This is a genomic window from Ewingella allii, from assembly GCF_044430645.1.
GTDB lineage: Bacteria > Pseudomonadota > Gammaproteobacteria > Enterobacterales > Enterobacteriaceae > Ewingella > Ewingella allii.
Map to the genome: position 1 here is coordinate 109,682 of NZ_JAWUDN010000002.1, position 17,950 is coordinate 127,631.

Consider the following 17,950-nt stretch of genomic DNA (forward strand, 5'->3'; position numbering starts at 1 on the left):
GTAGCATTGGTTCAAAAAAAGTCAGGCAGGATAAGGCCTTATTTACACAAATTATGAAAATCTCTCCTTATTTCCTCCATTTTTCACTGCCCCCTGCTGGCTACAATATCACCCCTAAAAGAACCGAAAAACGCCCGTAGATCGGCGGAAATCATTGCTACCCTTTAATTAATAAGATTTATCTACCAAGGGAAAACCCATACTGTGCGAAAAAGCCCTCTGAGACTGTTTATTACTTTGCTGGTATTGGTCATTGCCGCGCTGGCGGTATGGTATTTCTATGTCGATAAATCTTCGGCGTCGGGCAACAATGCGCCAGGCGCAACCCAGCAGAAACGCGCCTCAGGCTCCGGCGGGGGTCGTCGCAATATGCCGATGCCGCCGGTGCAGGCCGCGCTGGCGGTGGAAAAATCGGTGCCGCAATATCTCAGTGGGCTAGGCACGGTAACGGCGTCCAACACCGTGACGGTGCGCAGCCGGGTGGACGGCCAGCTGATGGCGCTGCACTTTACCGAAGGGCAGCAGGTGAAAGCCGGTGACCTGCTAGCGGAAATCGACCCGCGACCGTTTCAGGTTCAACTGACGCAGGCACAGGGCCAGCTCGACAAAGATCAGGCCACGCTGGAAAACGCCCGCCGCGATTTGGCCCGTTATCAGCAACTGGTGAAAACCAATCTGGTTTCGCGCCAGGAGCTGGACACCCAGCAGTCGCTGGTTCGCCAGAGCGAAGGCGCGGTGGCCGTGGACAAAGGCGCGGTGGACAGCGCCAAGCTGCAACTGACCTACAGCAAAATTACCTCGCCAATCAATGGCCGCGTCGGGCTTAAACAGGTGGATATCGGCAATATTATCTCCAGCGGCGATACCACCGGCATTGTTATTCTCACCCAAACCCAACCGATTGACGCCGTTTTCACTCTGCCCGAAGCCAACATCAGCACCATTGTTGAGGCGCAGCGCGCAGGTCAACCCCTGGTGGTGGAAGCTTGGGACAGAACCAATCAGCACCTCTTAACTCAGGGCCAGCTGCTGACGCTGGATAACCAAATCGACCCGACCACCGGCACAATCAAGCTGAAAGCGCGGTTCGACAATCAGGATAACGCGCTGTTTCCTAACCAATTCGTCAACGCGCGGTTGAAAATCGGCACCCTGCAAAACGCCGTAGTGGTGCCGACCGCCGCCGTGCAGATGGGCAACGAAGGCCACTTCGTCTGGGTGGTGGACAATGAGAAGAAAGTCAGCAAACACATTGTTACCACCGGCACACAAGACAGCCAACAAACCGTGATAACCGGCGGACTGAGTGCCGGGGAAAACGTGGTCACTGACGGCATTGACCGTCTGACGGAAGGCGCGACCGTGGAAGTGATTGCGCCGCAAACCGCCGCGCAGGCCGCCGAGGCGGAGAAAAACGCTGAGAAACACGCGGGCAAACACCATCGCCAGAGGTCCTCTTCCTGATGCAGGTGATGCCAGACAGACCACAGGGCGGCCCTTCCCGCCTGTTTATCCTCCGCCCGGTCGCCACCACGCTGCTGATGATCGCCATTTTGTTGGCGGGCATTATTGGCTATCGCGCCCTGCCGGTCGCCGCGCTGCCGGAGGTGGATTACCCGACCATTCAGGTGGTGACGCTCTATCCCGGCGCCAGCCCCGACGTCACTACGTCCGCCATTACCGCCCCGCTGGAGCGCCAGTTTGGGCAGATGTCCGGCCTGAAACAGATGCAGTCGCAAAGCTCCGGCGGCGCGTCAGTTATCACCTTGCAGTTTGGCCTCGACCTGTCGCTGGACGTCGCCGAGCAGGAGGTGCAGGCAGCCATCAACTCCGCCACCAACTTGCTGCCGACCGACCTGCCGAACCCGCCGGTTTATAGCAAAGTTAACCCGGCTGACCCGCCAATCATGACGCTGGCGGTGACCTCTAGCGCGATGGCAATGACGGAGGTAGAAGACTTGGTGGAAACCCGCGTGCTGCAAAAGCTGGCGCAGGTCAGCGGCGTCGGCCGGGTGAGTATTTCCGGCGGTCAGCGCCCGGCGGTGCGCGTCAAACTCAACGCGCCCGCCATGGCGGCACTGGGTTTAACCAGCGAAGAGGTGCGCACGGCGATTGCGGCAGCCAACGTCAATTCGGCCAAAGGCAGCTTCGACGGGCCGGAGCGCTCGGTGACGCTATCAGCCAATGATCAGATGAAAAGCGCCGCCGACTATCGCGCGCTGGTGGTCAGCTATCAAAACGGCGCGCCGGTCAGATTGCAGGACATCGCGGAGATTGAACAAGGGGCGCAAAACGACAAACTGGCGGCCTGGGCCGATAAAAAACCCGCCATCGTGCTCAATATTCAGCGCCAGCCGGGGGCCAACGTGATCACCACGGCGGACAGCATTCGCAATATCCTGCCGACCCTGCAAGAGAACTTGCCGAAATCGGTCAAGGTAAAGCTGGTGACTGACCGCACCGTGACCATTCGCCACTCGGTGAGCGACGTGCAGTTCGAACTGCTGCTCTCCGTCGCGCTGGTGGTGATGGTGATGTACCTGTTTTTGCGCAATATGGCGGCGACGCTTATCCCCAGCGTGGCCGTGCCGCTGTCGCTGATTGGCACCTTTGCCGCAATGTATTTCCTCGGTTTTTCAGTCAATAACCTGACTCTAATGGCCCTGACCATCGCCACCGGTTTCGTGGTGGATGACGCCATCGTGGTGATCGAAAACATTTCGCGCTATATCGAAAAGGGCGAAACGCCGCTCAATGCCGCGCTAAAAGGGGCTGGCGAAATCGGCTTCACCATCATCTCCCTGACCTTCTCGCTGATTGCGGTGCTGATCCCGCTGCTGTTTATGGGCGATATCGTCGGACGGCTTTTCCGCGAGTTTGCCGTCACGCTGGCGATAGCCATTCTGATCTCCGCCGTGGTGTCGCTGACCCTGACCCCGATGATGTGCGCCCGCATGCTCAGCCACGAATCGCTGCGCAAACAGAACCGTTTCTCGCGCGCTTCTGAACGCATGTTCGAGCGGGTGATTGCCACTTACGGTCGCGGGCTGACCGTGGTGCTGCGCCACCAGTGGCTAACCCTCGGCGTGGCGCTGGGCACGCTGGCGCTCACCGCCCTGCTCTATTTACTCATCCCTAAGGGCTTCTTCCCGGTGCAGGATAACGGCCTGATTCAAGGTACTTTGGTCGCGCCGCAGTCGGTTTCCTTTAGCAATATGGCAGAGCGCCAGCAGCAGGTGGCGGCGATTTTGCTGCAAGACCCGGATGTCGAAAGCCTGACCTCGTTTATCGGCGTGGACGGCGCCAACCCGACGCTGAATACCGGCCGTTTGCAGATAGCTTTGAAGCCGTTGAGCGATCGCAGCGATCGCGTTGATACCATTATTCCGCGCCTGCGCGACGAGGTCGCCAAGGTGCCGGGGGTCGATCTTTATCTCCAGCCGGTGCAGGATTTGACCATCGACACGCAGGTCGCCCGCACCCGATACCAGTTCACCTTGCAAACGCTGACCACGGATTCGCTGGGACGCTGGGTGCCGCAGCTGTTGGAGCAGTTGCGCAGCCTGCCGCAGCTGCAGGACGTCAGCAGCGACTGGCAGGATCAGGGGCTGGAAGCCTATATCAAGGTCGATCGCGACAGCGCCAGCCGGTTGGGCATCAGCCTGACCGACGTCGATAACGCGCTGTATAACGCCTTCGGCCAGCGGCTGATTTCCACCATCTATACGCAGGCCAACCAGTACCGCGTGGTGCTGGTGCACGACACGGCGCAAACGCCGGGCTTTAGCGCGTTGCAGGATATTCGCCTCAATGGCAGCAACGGCAACAGTATTCCGCTCAGCGCCATCGCCCAGTTCGAGCAGCGAAAAACCGCGCTGTCGGTCAATCACCTCGACCAGTTCCTGTCGGCCAGCGTGTCGTTTAACGTCGCGCCGGGTTACTCACTCGGCGAGGCGGTTGAGGCAATTAAACACACCCAGCAAAATCTGGCGATGCCTGCGGATATCAGCGTGCAGTTCCAGGGGGCGACGCTGGCGTTTGAAGCCGCACTCGGCAGCACGCTGTGGCTGATCTTGGCGGCGGTAGTGGCGATGTACATCGTGCTCGGGGTGCTTTATGAGAGCTTTATTCACCCCGTCACCATCCTTTCGACTCTGCCGACGGCGGGGGTCGGGGCGCTGCTGGCCCTGATGCTGGCGGGCAGCGAGTTGGACGTGATTGCCATCATCGGCATCATTTTGCTGATTGGTATCGTGAAGAAGAACGCCATCATGATGATCGACTTCGCACTGGCCGCCGAGCGCGATCAGGGGATGACACCGTACGAGGCCATTTACCAAGCCTGCCTGCTGCGCTTTAGGCCGATTTTGATGACCACGCTGGCGGCGCTGCTCGGCGCGCTGCCGCTGATGCTCAGCACCGGCGTGGGTGCCGAACTGCGCCGCCCGCTGGGGATCTGCATGGTCGGCGGGCTGATTGTCAGTCAGGTGCTGACCCTGTTCACCACGCCGGTGATTTACCTGCTGTTTGATAAACTGGCGCGCCGCGTTCGCCCTCGCACCAGCCACCCACGGACTGACGGATGAAGGTTTTCGCACTGTTTATCCATCGCCCGGTGGCCACTACCCTGCTGACGCTAGCTATTCTGCTGGCGGGGATTTTGGGGTTCCGCCTGCTGCCGGTCGCGCCGCTGCCGCAGGTGGATTACCCGGTGATTTCGGTCACCGCGTCACTGCCGGGGGCTGACCCGGAAACCATGGCCGCCTCGGTGGCTACGCCTCTGGAGAGCACCTTGGGCACCATTGCCGGGGTGAATGAAATGACCTCCACCAGCACGCTCGGCAGCACCCGCATCACGCTCGAATTCGACTTTGACCGAGACATCAACGGCGCGGCGCGCGACGTGCAGGCGGCGATTAATGCCGCGCAGAGCCTGCTGCCTTCGGGCATGCCGAGCCGCCCGACCTATCGCAAAGCCAACCCGTCCGACGCGCCCATCATGATAATTACCCTGACCTCCGATACATACAGTCAGGGCCAGCTTTACGACTACGCCTCTACCCAGTTGGCGCAGACCATTTCGCAGATGGACGGCGTGGGCGACGTCACGGTCGGCGGCAGTTCTTTACCGGCGGTGAGGGTCGATCTCAACCCGGAAGCCCTGTTTAATCAGGGCGTCTCCCTTGACGCGGTGCGCCAGACCATTGCCGCCGCCAACGTGCGCAAGCCGCAGGGCGCGCTGGAAGATGGCAATTCGCACTGGCAAATCCGCACCAACGACGCGCTGAAAACCGCCAAAGAGTACGCGCCGCTGGTGATCCACGTCAGCAATGGCAACACCGTGCGCCTGAGCGATGTCGCCACTGTCACCGATGGTGTGCAGGATCAGCGCAATGCCGGGCAAACCAGTCTGGCCGACGGCAGCGTGCGCCCGGCGATTTTGTTGGTGATCCGCCGCAGCGCCGACGCCAATATCATCGCCACCATTGATAGGATCCGCGCCGAGCTTCCGGCCCTGCGCGAATCCATGCCCGCCTCTATCGACATGCAGGTGGCGCAGGATCGCTCGCCCACCATTCGCGCCTCGCTGGAAGAGGTCGAAACCTCGCTGACCATCGCTGTCGGGCTGGTGATTCTGGTGGTGTTCCTGTTCCTGCGCTCGGGTCGCGCCACGCTTATTCCCGCCGTGGCGGTGCCGGTTTCACTGATCGGCACCTTCGCCGCCATGTATCTGTGCGGCTTTAGCCTCAATAACCTGTCGCTGATGGCGTTGACCATCGCCACCGGCTTTGTGGTGGATGACGCTATCGTGGTGCTGGAGAATATTTCTCGGCATATCGAAGCGGGGATGAAACCAATGAACGCCGCCCTACAAGGGGTGAAGGAAGTGGGTTTTACCGTGCTATCGATGAGCGTTTCACTGGTGGCGGTGTTTATCCCGCTGCTGTTGATGAGTGGCTTGCCGGGGCGCCTGTTCCGCGAATTTGCCGTGACGCTTTCTGTGGCTATCGGCATATCGCTGGTCGTCTCACTGACCTTAACGCCGATGATGTGCGCCTGGACGCTACGCGCCTCCTCTGTGCCAAAACAGCCGAAAAAGCGCGGGCTGACTAGCCTGTTGCTGCGCATGCAGCAGGGCTACGGGCGCTCGCTGAACTGGGTGCTCAACCACGCCCGCTGGGTAGGCGTGGTGCTGCTGGCGACCATCGCCCTCAACGTTTGGCTCTATATTTCGATTCCCAAAACCTTCTTCCCCGAGCAGGACACCGGGCGGCTGATGGGCTTTATTCAGGCTGACCAGAGCATTTCGTTTCAGGCGATGCGCGGCAAAATGTCGGACTTTATTCGTATCGTCAGTCAGGACCAAGACGTCGCCAACGTCACCGGCTACACCGGCGGATCGCGCACCAACAGCGGCATGATGTTTATTTCGCTCAAGCCGCTGTCCGAGCGAAAAAGCAATGCCCAAGAGGTGATTGCCCGCATTCGCGTGGCCGCCGCCCAAGAGCCGGGCGCGGGGCTTTACCTGTCGGCGGTGCAGGACGTGCGGGTCGGCGGGCGGCAGGGCAACGCCAGCTACCAATACACGCTGCTGTCGGACAATTTGCAGGATTTACGCCAGTGGGTGCCGAAAGTCACCGACGCGCTGACCAACCTGCCGGAGCTGGCCGACGTCAGTTCCGACCAGCAGGATAAAGGCGCAGAGATGCAGCTGACCTATGACCGTGCCACCATGGCCCGGCTGGGGATCTCCATTTCGGCTGCCAACGCCTTGCTCAACAACGCCTTCGGCCAGCGGCAGATTTCCACCATCTACCAGCCGCTCAATCAGTACAAAGTGGTGATGGAAGTCGCACCCCAGTACACCCAGGATGTCAGTTCGCTGAGCAAAATGTTTATTATCAACAGCGAGGGGAAATCGATCCCGCTGTCTGATTTTGCCAAGTGGCAGCCCGCCAGCGCGCCGTTGCAGGTCAACCATCAGGGGATGTCGGCGGCGGGAACGATATCGTTTAACCTGCCGGAAGGCGGCAGCTTGTCGGACGCCTCGGCGGCGATTGAGCGCACCATGACTCAGCTCGGCGTGCCTGCAACCATTCACGGCCAGTTCGCCGGCACGGCGCAGGTATTCCAGGAAACGCTGCGTTCCCAGCTCTTGCTGATTATCGCCGCCATTGCCACGGTGTATATTGTGTTGGGCATATTATATGAGAGTTACATTCACCCGCTGACGATATTGTCTACCCTGCCGTCAGCCGGCGTGGGTGCGCTGCTGGCGCTGGAGCTGTTTGGCGCGCCCTTCAGCCTGATTGCTCTGATCGGCATTATGTTATTGATTGGTATCGTGAAAAAGAACGCGATTATGATGGTGGATTTCGCGCTTGATGCGCAAAGGCGCGGCCAACTCACCGCCCGCGAAGCTATCTTTCAGGCCTGCCTGCTGCGTTTTAGGCCAATCATGATGACTACGCTGGCGGCGCTGTTTGGCGCGCTGCCGCTGGTTCTCACCTCGGGCGATGGTGCAGAACTCCGCCAGCCACTCGGCATCACCATTGTCGGCGGTCTGGCGATGAGCCAGCTACTGACGCTTTACACCACGCCGGTGGTTTACCTGTTCTTTGACCGATTGCGCAGCCGCTTTAGTCCTAACTCAACAACAACAACCAAAATTGCGCCATTGGCGGATACGGATTTATGACTTCACCGACAGAGATAACAGAAACACCCCCACCCGCACCTTTGCCGCCCTCGGTTCGCTGGCAGCTGTGGATTGTCGCCTTCGGCTTCTTTATGCAAGCGCTCGACACCACCATCGTCAATACCGCCCTGCCATCGATGGCGGTCAGTCTGGGTGAAAACCCGCTGCATATGCACAGCGTGGTGGTGGCCTACGTGCTGACCGTGGCGGTGATGCTGCCCGCCAGCGGCTGGCTGGCCGACCGTATTGGCGTCAAATGGGTGTTCTTCTCGGCGATTGTGCTGTTCACCGTCGGCTCGCTGCTCTGCGCGCAGTCCTCCAGCTTACAGGAGCTGGTGATGTCCCGCGTGGTGCAAGGCGTGGGGGGCGCGATGATGGTGCCGGTCGGGCGGCTGACGGTGCTGAAAATCGTGCCGCGCAGTGAATATATGGCGGCGATGACCATGGTGACGCTGCCCGGACAGGTCGGCCCGCTGCTTGGCCCGGCGCTCGGCGGCTTTTTGGTGGAGTACGCCAGCTGGCACTGGATCTTCCTGATTAATCTGCCAGTGGGCATCGCCGGTTGTATCGCCACCATCATGATTATCCCCAATTACCAGATGCAGACCCGGCGCTTCGACATCAGCGGCTTTGTGATGCTGGCGATTGGCATGGCGACGCTAACGCTGGCGCTGGACGGTAGCCGTGGGCTGGGGCTTTCGGGCTGGCAGCTGGCGCTGCTGGTGGCGGTGGGTTTGGCATCGCTCGGCATTTACTGGCTGCACGCGCGCGGCAATCTCTCCGCCCTGTTCTCCCTGCGCCTGTTCCACACCGCCACCTTTAAAATTGGCCTGATTGGCAGCTTCTTTGGCCGCATCGGCAGCGGCATGTTGCCCTTTATGACGCCGGTCTTTTTACAGCTCGGCCTCGGCTTCACGCCTTTCCACGCCGGTCTGATGATGGTGCCGATGGTGCTCGGCAGCATGGGCATGAAGCGCGTGGTGGTGCGGCTGGTGAACAAACTGGGGTATCGCCGGGCGCTGGTCACCGCTACGCTGCTGCTGGCCTTGATAACCCTGATCTTCCCACTGATTGCCATTTACGGCGCGTTCTGGATGATCCCTATCGTGCTGTTCTTCCAAGGGATGGTGAACTCGCTGCGCTTCTCGTCGATGAACACGCTGACGCTGAAAGACCTGCCGCCGCGCCTTGCCAGCAGCGGCAACAGCCTGCTATCGATGATTATGCAGCTGTCAATGAGCGTCGGGGTGAGCGTCGCCGGTATCTTCCTCGGCCTGTTCGCCCATCAGCAGGTGCAGGCGGGCAGCGAGAATATGCACACCGCCTTCCTATATTGCTATTTATGCATGGCCTTGGTTATCGCTATTCCGGCGTGGATTTTCTCCCGCGTGCCGAACGATGACCGAAAAAATGCCCTGATTGACCGTCGCCGCGCGCAAGCAGGCTCACCCGATCCGATGAGAAAATCATGAGACCAGGAATCACCGCCAAGCTGTTTATGGCTATCTTCTTCACCTGCGGCTTGGTGTTAATCACCATGAACTGGGGCGTGAGGATGAGCTTCGAACGCGGATTCATCGACTATATCCGCCAGAGCAATGAGCAGCGCGTCGAGCTGTTGGCTGACACCCTGCAAGACCAGTACAAGCAGCACGGCAACTGGGAGTTTTTGCAAAAAAACGACAAGCTGATCTACCAGATTATGCGTTCGTTTGAGCAGAGCAACGGCAGCAGCCTGCCGCCACAGGGCTGGCGCACCAAGTTCTGGATCCTCGACAGCCATGACCAGCGCATTGGCGGCTCCGACTACCCGATCCCGCCGGACATGCGCGGCCCGCGCCGCGTGATGGTGGTGAACGGCGTGACTATCGGCACCGTGCTGTCGACCCCCGCCGAACGCCTGACGCGCAATGCCGACATCAACTTTGATCGCCAGCAGAATCGCACCAGTTGGATCATCGTCGGTTTCACCGCCCTGCTGGCAGCGGCGGTCACTTGGCTGCTGTCACGCGGCATGTTGGCGCCGGTTAAACGTTTAGTGAAGGGTACGCACCAGCTGGCAGCGGGCAATTTCAGCACCCGCGTTAAAGTGGACAGTCAGGATGAGCTGGGCAAGCTGGCGCAGGACTTCAATCAGCTGGCGACCACCCTCGAGAAGAATGAGCAGATGCGCCGGGCCTTTATGGCCGATATCTCCCACGAGCTGCGCACTCCGCTGGCGGTGCTGCGCGGCGAGCTGGAGGCGATGCAGGACGGCGTGCGCAAGATGTCGCTCGACTCACTCGGCTCGCTCCAGTCCGAGGTGTCGATTCTGACCAAGCTGGTGGATGATCTGCATCAGCTGTCGCTATCAGACGCGGGGGCGCTGGCCTATCGCAAAGAAGAGATCGACATTGTTCATCTGATCCAACTGGCCGAGGCCGGTTTCCGTGACCGTTTCCAGCAAAAGCAGTTGACCCTAACTACCCAACTGCCGGAAAAAGTGCTGCTGTTCGGCGATCCGCAGCGCCTTTCCCAACTGTTCAATAATTTGCTGGAAAACAGCCTGCGCTATACTGATCCCGGTGGCGGTCTGGAAATCATCGCCAGCAAAAAAGACAAATCGCTGCATATTTGCTTTCAGGACAGCGCGCCGGGCATCAGCGACGAGCAGCTTCAGCGCATCTTCGAACGATTTTACCGTACCGAAGGTTCACGCAACCGCGCCAGCGGCGGCTCCGGCCTCGGACTGGCGATTTGCCAGAACATTGTCGAAGCCCACGGCGGGCGGATTAGCGCTAGCCATTCACCTTCCGGCGGCGTCTGTATGACGATTTGCCTGCCGCTTTCGATCCCACATGGACAGAGAAACTGAATGAACGACTCCACACTCTCCGCCAACGCGCCGTTGAAAATTTTGATTGTTGAAGATGAGCCAAAGCTAGGACAGCTGCTGGTGGACTACCTCGAAGCCGCAGGTTACGCCACTCAGTGGTTGTCCAACGGTAGCGACGTGGTGCCGCTGGTGAAAGCCAACCCACCGGCGATGATCCTGCTGGATTTAATGCTGCCGGGCATCAGTGGCCTGAGTATCTGCCGCGACATTCGCCAGTTCTCCGACATTCCTATCATGATGGTGACGGCGAAAACCGAAGAGATCGATCGCCTGCTGGGGCTGGAGATCGGCGCGGATGACTATATCTGTAAGCCTTACAGCCCGCGTGAAGTAGTGGCGCGGGTCAAAGTTATTTTGCGCCGCTGCGTGCGCCCGGTGGAGGGCGTCAGCGAAGATTTCGGCCTGCATATTGACGAAGCCTGCTTTCAGGCCAGCTATCAGGGCCACGAGTTGGATCTCACCCCAGCAGAATTCCGCTTGCTGAAAACCCTGTCGGTCAAACCGGGTTACGTCTTCACCCGCGAAGTGCTGTTGAATAATTTATACGATGACTACCGCGTGGTAACCGACAGAACTATCGACAGCCATATCAAGAACCTGCGCCGCAAGCTGGAGTCCATCGACGGCGATAAGGCCTTTATTCGCGCGGTTTACGGCGTGGGATATCGCTGGGAAGCCGAACCCTGCCAGCTCATTTGAGTGCCGTTACCGGCGGCTGATAAATGTAAAGAACCTGAGAGTCTGTTAAACAGATCACAGTTTTAGTTATAAAAACATCAGGCGGCAGAGTGCTGCCTGTGAAAAATCAGCCATTAACTACACTTATCTCTGGATGAAATCACTCACTGGAGAAACTTTTATGGCTACCGGTCACTACGAACTCAAGAAAGCCAAGAATGGACAGTTCCACTTTAATTTAAAGGCGAGCAATGGCGAGACTATTCTCACCAGCGAAATGTACGCCAGTAAGGCCTCTGCTGAGAATGGTATTGCCTCAGTGCAGACTAACTCCCCGGATGAGAAGCAGTACGAAGTGAAACCGGCAAAAGACGGTCAGCACTATTTTGTCCTCAAGGCGAAAAATCATCAGATTATCGGCGTCAGCGAAATGTACACCGCCGAAGCCTCGGCCCGTAAAGGCATTGCCTCGGTGACGAAAAACGGCCTAACCACGGATATCCGTGATTTGACCGCTTAGGTTCACCAGAAAATGGGGCGACTTGGAAAGGCAAATCATCCTTTACAACGACTATTTAATGGTCAAATCAGTCTCTGTGATATAAACATTAAATACCCACCTCAGTGGCACTTAAGTGATACCCCAATTGATAAATGACCAAATTTCAGGTTTTACATTGGGGTATCCATAAGTGTCACATGGGGAATTTACCCATTATTGAATAATAATGAATGCTCCCTAAGCACTTACTACCTTAGAAATATCATTTAACACCTCATTGAAGTCCGAGACTGTAAAGCCCACTTCCTTTCCGCTATAAGCGGAAGCTCCTCTTCCAGCCCACCTTTCCCGCTCTCTTCATCCCATTGAAATAAAACAATTTATTTAATGGCATGGGACTTGCTTAATCATTCTTTATTACTGAATTGTGAACAATGAAGTCCTGAGTTACAGCTATTGCTAATAGCGGTAATTCCGACCGATCCATTTCAAAAGCATATAACAGGCATTGCGGAACAAATGAAGACAGCTGACGCAGAAAAGATGAGTGCAATAACCGTAACAAAACCCTTCATGCCACCTTTAGATAAATATCTAGAGTATTTGAAAGATATATGGGCGTCCAAAAACCTTACCAATGGAGGCCCGTTTCACCAAAAACTGGAAACGGCTCTGGCTGAGTATCTAGGCGTGCCTTATGTCTGCTTATTTAACAATGCAACATTAGCGCTTATTGTAGCAATGCAGGCGCTAAGAATTCAGGGGGAAGTGATCACGACGCCCTACTCATTTGTTGCCACCGCACACAGTGTCATCTGGAATCATCTTACGCCGGTATTTGTTGATATCGATAAAAACAGTTGCTGCATGAACCCCCATAAAATTGAGCAGGCTATCACACCTAAAACCAGTTTAATCATGCCAGTCCATGTTTATGGCCGTAGCTGTAACACCAGGTTAATTGGCGAAATTGCCAATAATTATGGTTTGCGCTGTATTTATGACGCTGCTCACGCCTTTGGGGTTACAGATGAAGGCGGTTCAATTTTAAGGCATGGCGATCTTTCTGTACTGAGTTTTCATGCAACTAAAGTGTTCAATACATTCGAGGGCGGTGCAATCGTTTGTAACGACATTAATATGAAAAAGCGCATTGATTATTTGAAGAATTTTGGATTCGCTAATGAAACTAAAATTGTCGCATCAGGTATCAATGGAAAGATGAATGAACTTCAGGCGGCGTTTGGATTACTGCAGTTGGATTATATTGATGAGGCTATTTCCAAACGTAAAGCCATTGATAGCTTATATCGCGAGCTTTTAAATGAAGTTCCAGGGATCAGGAGTCCTGAACCATGGGATTCTGCGACCCATAATTACAGTTATTTCCCTATTTTTGTTAACACTGAATATCCTCTGACGCGAGACGCATTATACGACAAACTGAAAGAGGCGGGGGTGCACGCAAGACGCTATTTTTATCCATTAATATCGAATTTGCCGATTTATAGTGATTGCTCGGGTGCCACAGCTACAAATTTGCCAATTGCCAACGCAGTGGCGGATGAAGTTCTTTGCTTACCCATCTATCCTGATTTAACCCATGATGAGGTTGTCACGATCAGCGAGTTGGTGAAATCATCTGCTTGCGTTAGTCATCATACCCCCTCTTCAGAACGGGTTTTTTAAAAAGTTAAACGAGTACACGATCAACAGGAATTGCATAAAGCACTAATTCAAAGGACAACTCTGGATGATGGGCTCGTAAATAAAACCTGTAGTTTGGTGAAAGAGATTTAATAAATTGCGGGATCGTAACCAGATCCTCTGGCTTATGGTAGACGCTGATTGCCAGAACAGGTTGGTACGATTTAATGGTATCAGTGGCACCATGCAGGGCTTTGAGTTCAGAACCTTCGACATCCATCTTGATGAAAGTAGCTGCATCGTCCTGTAAAGTCGCATCAATGCTACCCACGATAATAGAATTTCCTGTGCTGCATCACTATTAATATGTGAAGAGAGATCTTTTCCTGAATGGAAATACAGAACAGACTCTTTATCCCAAACACCTTTATTAACACACTCGCAAAAATCCATTAAGCCTGTATTTTCTGTTAGCTGAAAAAACTTTTATCATCAGGATCAAAGGCGATAATACGCTGGGGTAACATTCTATTCTGTCGGGTAATTTCAGCCATAAAGGCTTCAATACTGTCACCATTGTAGGCTCAGTCGATAAAAATCTCATTATCCTTTAATTGAACCACGTTCTGAGGAAAATAATGTTGCGCTTCATAAACGGTATGGCAGTAGCTGCGTTCTGCACAGATTCGCTGATTGATAAATGCTACCATTTTCGCCCGGGATTTATCATCCGATAATTCATCATACAGAGTGCCCAAGGGCTGTGCATGGGCGAAGAAAAAATCGGCCGTATAGTATCTTGTGGTATTCACGCCAATAAAGGCGGGGTCGAATACCAGTATCTCCTTCGCAGTTCCCTTTAATAATTCAAGCCTCTCATCATCAACTATTTGTAGTGCGATAATATAGTTATAATACGCAGATCCTTCTATCAACTCCTCAATAGAAATAACAGGGACATAATGAAATGGAAAATCAGACATCTACTTTACTATTATGAGTAGCGCTGCGTTGAGCCTGAGTTAAAAAATTCAACCCTCTTATTGCTGCATCAGCACCAATAGCGAATGATATTTTCTCATTATTAAGACTTGCCGCGATATCTGCATAATAGTTGGCAAATGCTTCAATAAAACCGGCAGGATGCCCAGCCTTGAATCGACAATAACGCGATTGTGATGCGACTAAATTATTTGCCGCTGTTCTGTCAATCAGTATATTTTCACCATACACATTATTGAATCGCAAAATTTCCGGATCCATTTGCAGCCATTCAGCACTTCCTTTTTCGCCAAACACGCGAATTTTCAATCCATTTCGGTAACCTAACGCTGCTTTACCAAACCAGTAGTTACACACCATGTCATCCTCATAGCGTGAAACAATATTCACAGTATCAACCACGCCCGGGACCAGAGCAAAATGGCTGTTTACGGCATAAACATCCTTTGCATTCTTATTGGTCAGAAAATCGACTAACTGATGAAGATGGACACCCAGGTCAAGGTAAACCGTAGGAATATCAGCATCTTCACAGCGCCATGGCTGCGGAGAGGGAGCGTTTCCTTCAATACTCATTCGGGCAAAACCCTCCTGCGGCATCTCAACCATCACTTGCTGAATTTTCCCCAGCTCGCCTGTCTGAATACGCTGACGCAGCTCCCGTACCATCGGATAGCCGGTATAATTGAAAGTTACATATAGCCTTCCATCCAAATTTCCGATGGTTTTTTGAATATCCAAAGCATCCTGAACATTGCTGACCAGTGCTTTTTCACAAATAACAGTTAAACCATATTCAAGGCATGCCATCACGATTTCACGATGCGTGGGAGTTGGTGTCAGAATAACCACCGCATCTAACTTCTTATGTTCCGTCTCGAGAAATGCGTGGGCATCGCGATAAACGCGGTCAGTGTTAATCCCCCAATCCAGAGCCGTCTGTGTATTAATTTCGCTATTACGGCTGAAGCAGCCTGCAACTAATTTAAAATGGCCATCCATTTGACAGGCGATTTTATGTGCCTCTCCAATAGCGGAGTTTTTGCCCCCACCAATGAAACCTAAATCCAAAGGTTTTTTCATTTCACATTCCTTACTGCTCGTTAATTTGTATATAGTTTTTTAATTCAGGAGTTATCGTTTTAAGTGCTGAAAAATTATCAAGCTCGGCAAATATGACCCCAGCCCGATCATGGGGTGCCGGATTCACACTCTCTCCTGGTAATTTTAACGGCACTGTTTCAATGACCCTTCCATCGAGCTTGCTAAAGTCGAAAGTAGTAAATTGCTGAGTCTGTGAGAGTGAAACAGTGTGGCGCACAATCGCCCTGCATGGCGTGGGCCGTTGCAATTCAAAGGCACTTTTTAAACCAAGAAATGGCTGAGAAAAATAGTGGGAATAGGGAATTCCCGTCGAAAGTTCAATTAGGCGAGAATAGAGATCTCCCGGAGAACGACGCGTTAATTCAATCAACCAAAAACATGTTTCATTGGCGATAAACTGGGTATGTAATAAACCATCGGTTAGCTGTAGTTCTCTGACCAGAGTTTGCATACATTCGTGCACATTTTTACGAATACTTTCCGATAATGTGACGCTAATACAACTACTATTAACCTGCCACGGGTAAACCGTGCAGTACTCGTCGACAAAAAATTCACAAGCGATATTGCCATCGCGAATAAAAGCAGAGTGACTGTATAATTGCCCTTCGCAGAAGGTCTCGATGACTATCTGGCCCGATGCAGAAACTTCACGGGCGGTTTTAACCGCCGCATCTAATTCTGCCAGATTATTTATCTTTATAATGCCAAGCCCGCTATACGCATCTACCGGTTTTACCAATAGCGGCAATGGCAATCTTTTAGCATACTCAAGGTTATAAACCGCCTGTGGTATTGGATAACCCTGTTTATTGGCCCAACGGCGAAATGCATCTTTCATAAAGATGATTTCGCTCACCTCTGGCGTATCAAAGCCGGCTAACCCCAATTGTTGGGCAACCCAGGCTCCCGTTAAATAAGAAATATCGGTGACGCCGGGTAGCAAAGCATTAATGCTATGCAGTTGAGCAATATCCAGCACGGTTTCGCGACTAGCGTAGTTTTCGATGATGCTACGATCTGCAAATTGATGGCCCGGATCATGTTCTTTACCACTACACACCGTCACAAAAAAACCTTGTTCTTTTGCTATCTCAATAAATGGCACTGCGGAAAATCCCGCATCCAGAATAAGCACTTCTTTTTTTTGAGTCATAACCTATTCCCAACAATATCTATATCGATGTGGGTAATACTAAATATTGCCGCATCCGATTTAATTACTGGCATATTATTTATGTGCCCTCAGAACTTGAGCCTATTGTAAGCGCCGTCTCAACTCTTCCGCATGAGACAGCTTTGCGCGTTCGTCTTTAATAAAGTTTTCTTTTAGCCGGTATAAATCCGGCAGTACTGCAAGCCGGTCATCGCAATATTCAATGGAAAGTGAAAGATGTTTCTCAGCATCAATATAATTTTTATCGTCAACGCACGCTTTACACTTCAAAAAATGCAGAAGCGCATCCTTGGGTCTTTCAATTAACAAGCTATCAATCGCATTTTGATCAAGTGACCGGTTTTGCATGTAACGTGTCCAGCGAATATTCATGGCTGTAGGCCATGCATCTTCATCCATCCAGCAATCAAGAATCATCATTCTATTTTTATACATCAATGTTTCTTTATCTGCTCGATACCAGGTATTACTGCCATGACGGCAATAACAGGCAACAGTGCGTTTATCAGCTATAAATGGACCTTTCTTTGCCAGTTTGAGAAAAACATCCCAGTCTACCTGCATCAGACCTTTAGCAGGCTTTTCTATTTCGATAAAGGCAGATTTACGAATTAATGTTCCAATAAAAAGGATATGATTCCCATAGGTCAAAAGTGGCTCAAAAAGATCGCCAGAAAGGAATTTATCCTTATAATTACCCTTATATTCATGTCGACTTCCATCTTCATTCATAACCTCTATACCGCCATAACACAGCACTGCGGATTCATTATCCTCCATGATGGCGACTTGCATCGCAATTTTATCCGGATAAATGAAGTCATCAGAATCAACAACAGCAATATATTTGCCCTTTGAACTCAGAATGGCTTCAATCCCAGGATTTTCTTCCTGAGATGTACTATTGCTAAAATAGTTTTCTTTCCTATCAATAAATTGAAATTCATGCTTACGTTGATATTCTTTGATAATCTCTTGTGAGTCATCTGTAGACGCATCATCCACAACAATAACTTCAAGGTTTTTATATGTTTGTGAAAATACGCTATCTAATGCTCTTACAATATATTTAGCGTGATTATAGCTAGTAACAATAACACTCACGAGTGGCGACATAACCGATCCTCCTTTGCAAATGACTGTTGTTTTAGCAATATCTATGCCAACTTAAAAAACCTACAATAATCATTATGTTAGAAAAAGAAAGTGCTCATTACACTCTCTTTCCGGAAGAGGCGTTTCTCTTACGGAAAAATACTTTCCGGT

13 protein-coding genes are annotated in these 17,950 nt (G+C 52.9%); 8 read left to right on the forward strand and 5 right to left on the reverse strand.

All coding sequences use genetic code 11. From position 1 onward, the window contains the following. Positions 1-204: 204 nt before the first annotated feature. From SBO83_RS07245 to SBO83_RS07280, 8 genes are all read left to right on the forward strand, one after another. Positions 205-1,464: an MdtA/MuxA family multidrug efflux RND transporter periplasmic adaptor subunit gene (locus SBO83_RS07245; protein ID WP_396131001.1), complete on the forward strand. Its 1,260-nt coding sequence runs from the start codon at positions 205-207 to the stop codon at positions 1,462-1,464. Continuing rightward, a complete protein-coding gene (locus tag SBO83_RS07250; protein WP_396131002.1) occupies positions 1,464-4,586 on the forward strand; it encodes an MdtB/MuxB family multidrug efflux RND transporter permease subunit in 3,123 nt (1,040 codons plus the stop codon). The genes SBO83_RS07245 and SBO83_RS07250 overlap by 1 nt, the downstream gene beginning before the upstream one ends. Further along, positions 4,583-7,699 (forward strand): multidrug efflux RND transporter permease subunit MdtC, encoded by a 3,117-nt coding sequence (gene mdtC, locus SBO83_RS07255; RefSeq protein WP_396131003.1) that lies wholly within the window; start codon positions 4,583-4,585, stop codon positions 7,697-7,699. The genes SBO83_RS07250 and mdtC overlap by 4 nt, the downstream gene beginning before the upstream one ends. Beyond that, a complete protein-coding gene (mdtD, locus tag SBO83_RS07260) occupies positions 7,696-9,171 on the forward strand; it encodes a multidrug transporter subunit MdtD (protein ID WP_396131004.1) in 1,476 nt (491 codons plus the stop codon). The genes mdtC and mdtD overlap by 4 nt, the downstream gene beginning before the upstream one ends. Then, complete coding sequence (gene baeS, locus SBO83_RS07265) at positions 9,168-10,553, forward strand: envelope stress sensor histidine kinase BaeS (RefSeq protein WP_353502919.1); 1,386 nt, start codon at positions 9,168-9,170, stop codon at positions 10,551-10,553. The genes mdtD and baeS overlap by 4 nt, the downstream gene beginning before the upstream one ends. Further along, the gene (gene baeR, locus SBO83_RS07270; protein ID WP_396131005.1) at positions 10,554-11,273 is read left to right on the forward strand and encodes an envelope stress response regulator BaeR; all 720 of its coding nucleotides are present in this window, start codon (positions 10,554-10,556) and stop codon (positions 11,271-11,273) included. It abuts the gene before it with no gap. 160 nt (positions 11,274-11,433) lie between these two features. After that, complete coding sequence (locus SBO83_RS07275; protein WP_396131006.1) at positions 11,434-11,772, forward strand: YegP family protein; 339 nt, start codon at positions 11,434-11,436, stop codon at positions 11,770-11,772. Positions 11,773-12,297: 525 nt separating this feature from the next. Further along, positions 12,298-13,443: a DegT/DnrJ/EryC1/StrS family aminotransferase gene (locus SBO83_RS07280; protein ID WP_396131223.1), complete on the forward strand. Its 1,146-nt coding sequence runs from the start codon at positions 12,298-12,300 to the stop codon at positions 13,441-13,443. Positions 13,444-13,447: 4 nt separating this feature from the next. Here the strand turns inward: SBO83_RS07280 and SBO83_RS07285 are convergent, their stop codons facing one another. The 5 genes from SBO83_RS07285 to SBO83_RS07305 form a co-directional block, all read right to left on the reverse strand. Beyond that, positions 13,448-13,732, reverse strand: coding sequence for an FkbM family methyltransferase (locus SBO83_RS07285; RefSeq protein WP_396131007.1), 285 nt, complete (start codon positions 13,730-13,732; stop codon positions 13,448-13,450). A gap of 253 nt (positions 13,733-13,985) precedes the next feature. Further along, positions 13,986-14,384: a hypothetical protein gene (locus SBO83_RS07290; protein ID WP_396131008.1), complete on the reverse strand. Its 399-nt coding sequence runs from the start codon at positions 14,382-14,384 to the stop codon at positions 13,986-13,988. Beyond that, positions 14,377-15,486 carry a Gfo/Idh/MocA family protein gene (locus tag SBO83_RS07295; RefSeq protein ID WP_396131009.1) on the reverse strand — a complete coding sequence of 370 codons (1,110 nt, stop codon included), beginning with the start codon at positions 15,484-15,486 and terminating at the stop codon, positions 14,377-14,379. Before SBO83_RS07295 ends, SBO83_RS07290 begins: the two co-directional genes overlap by 8 nt. A 10-nt stretch (positions 15,487-15,496) precedes the next feature. Continuing rightward, positions 15,497-16,663 (reverse strand): ATP-grasp domain-containing protein, encoded by a 1,167-nt coding sequence (locus tag SBO83_RS07300; protein ID WP_396131010.1) that lies wholly within the window; start codon positions 16,661-16,663, stop codon positions 15,497-15,499. 102 nt (positions 16,664-16,765) lie between these two features. Beyond that, complete coding sequence (locus tag SBO83_RS07305) at positions 16,766-17,800, reverse strand: glycosyltransferase (protein ID WP_396131011.1); 1,035 nt, start codon at positions 17,798-17,800, stop codon at positions 16,766-16,768. Positions 17,801-17,950 lie beyond the last annotated feature (150 nt).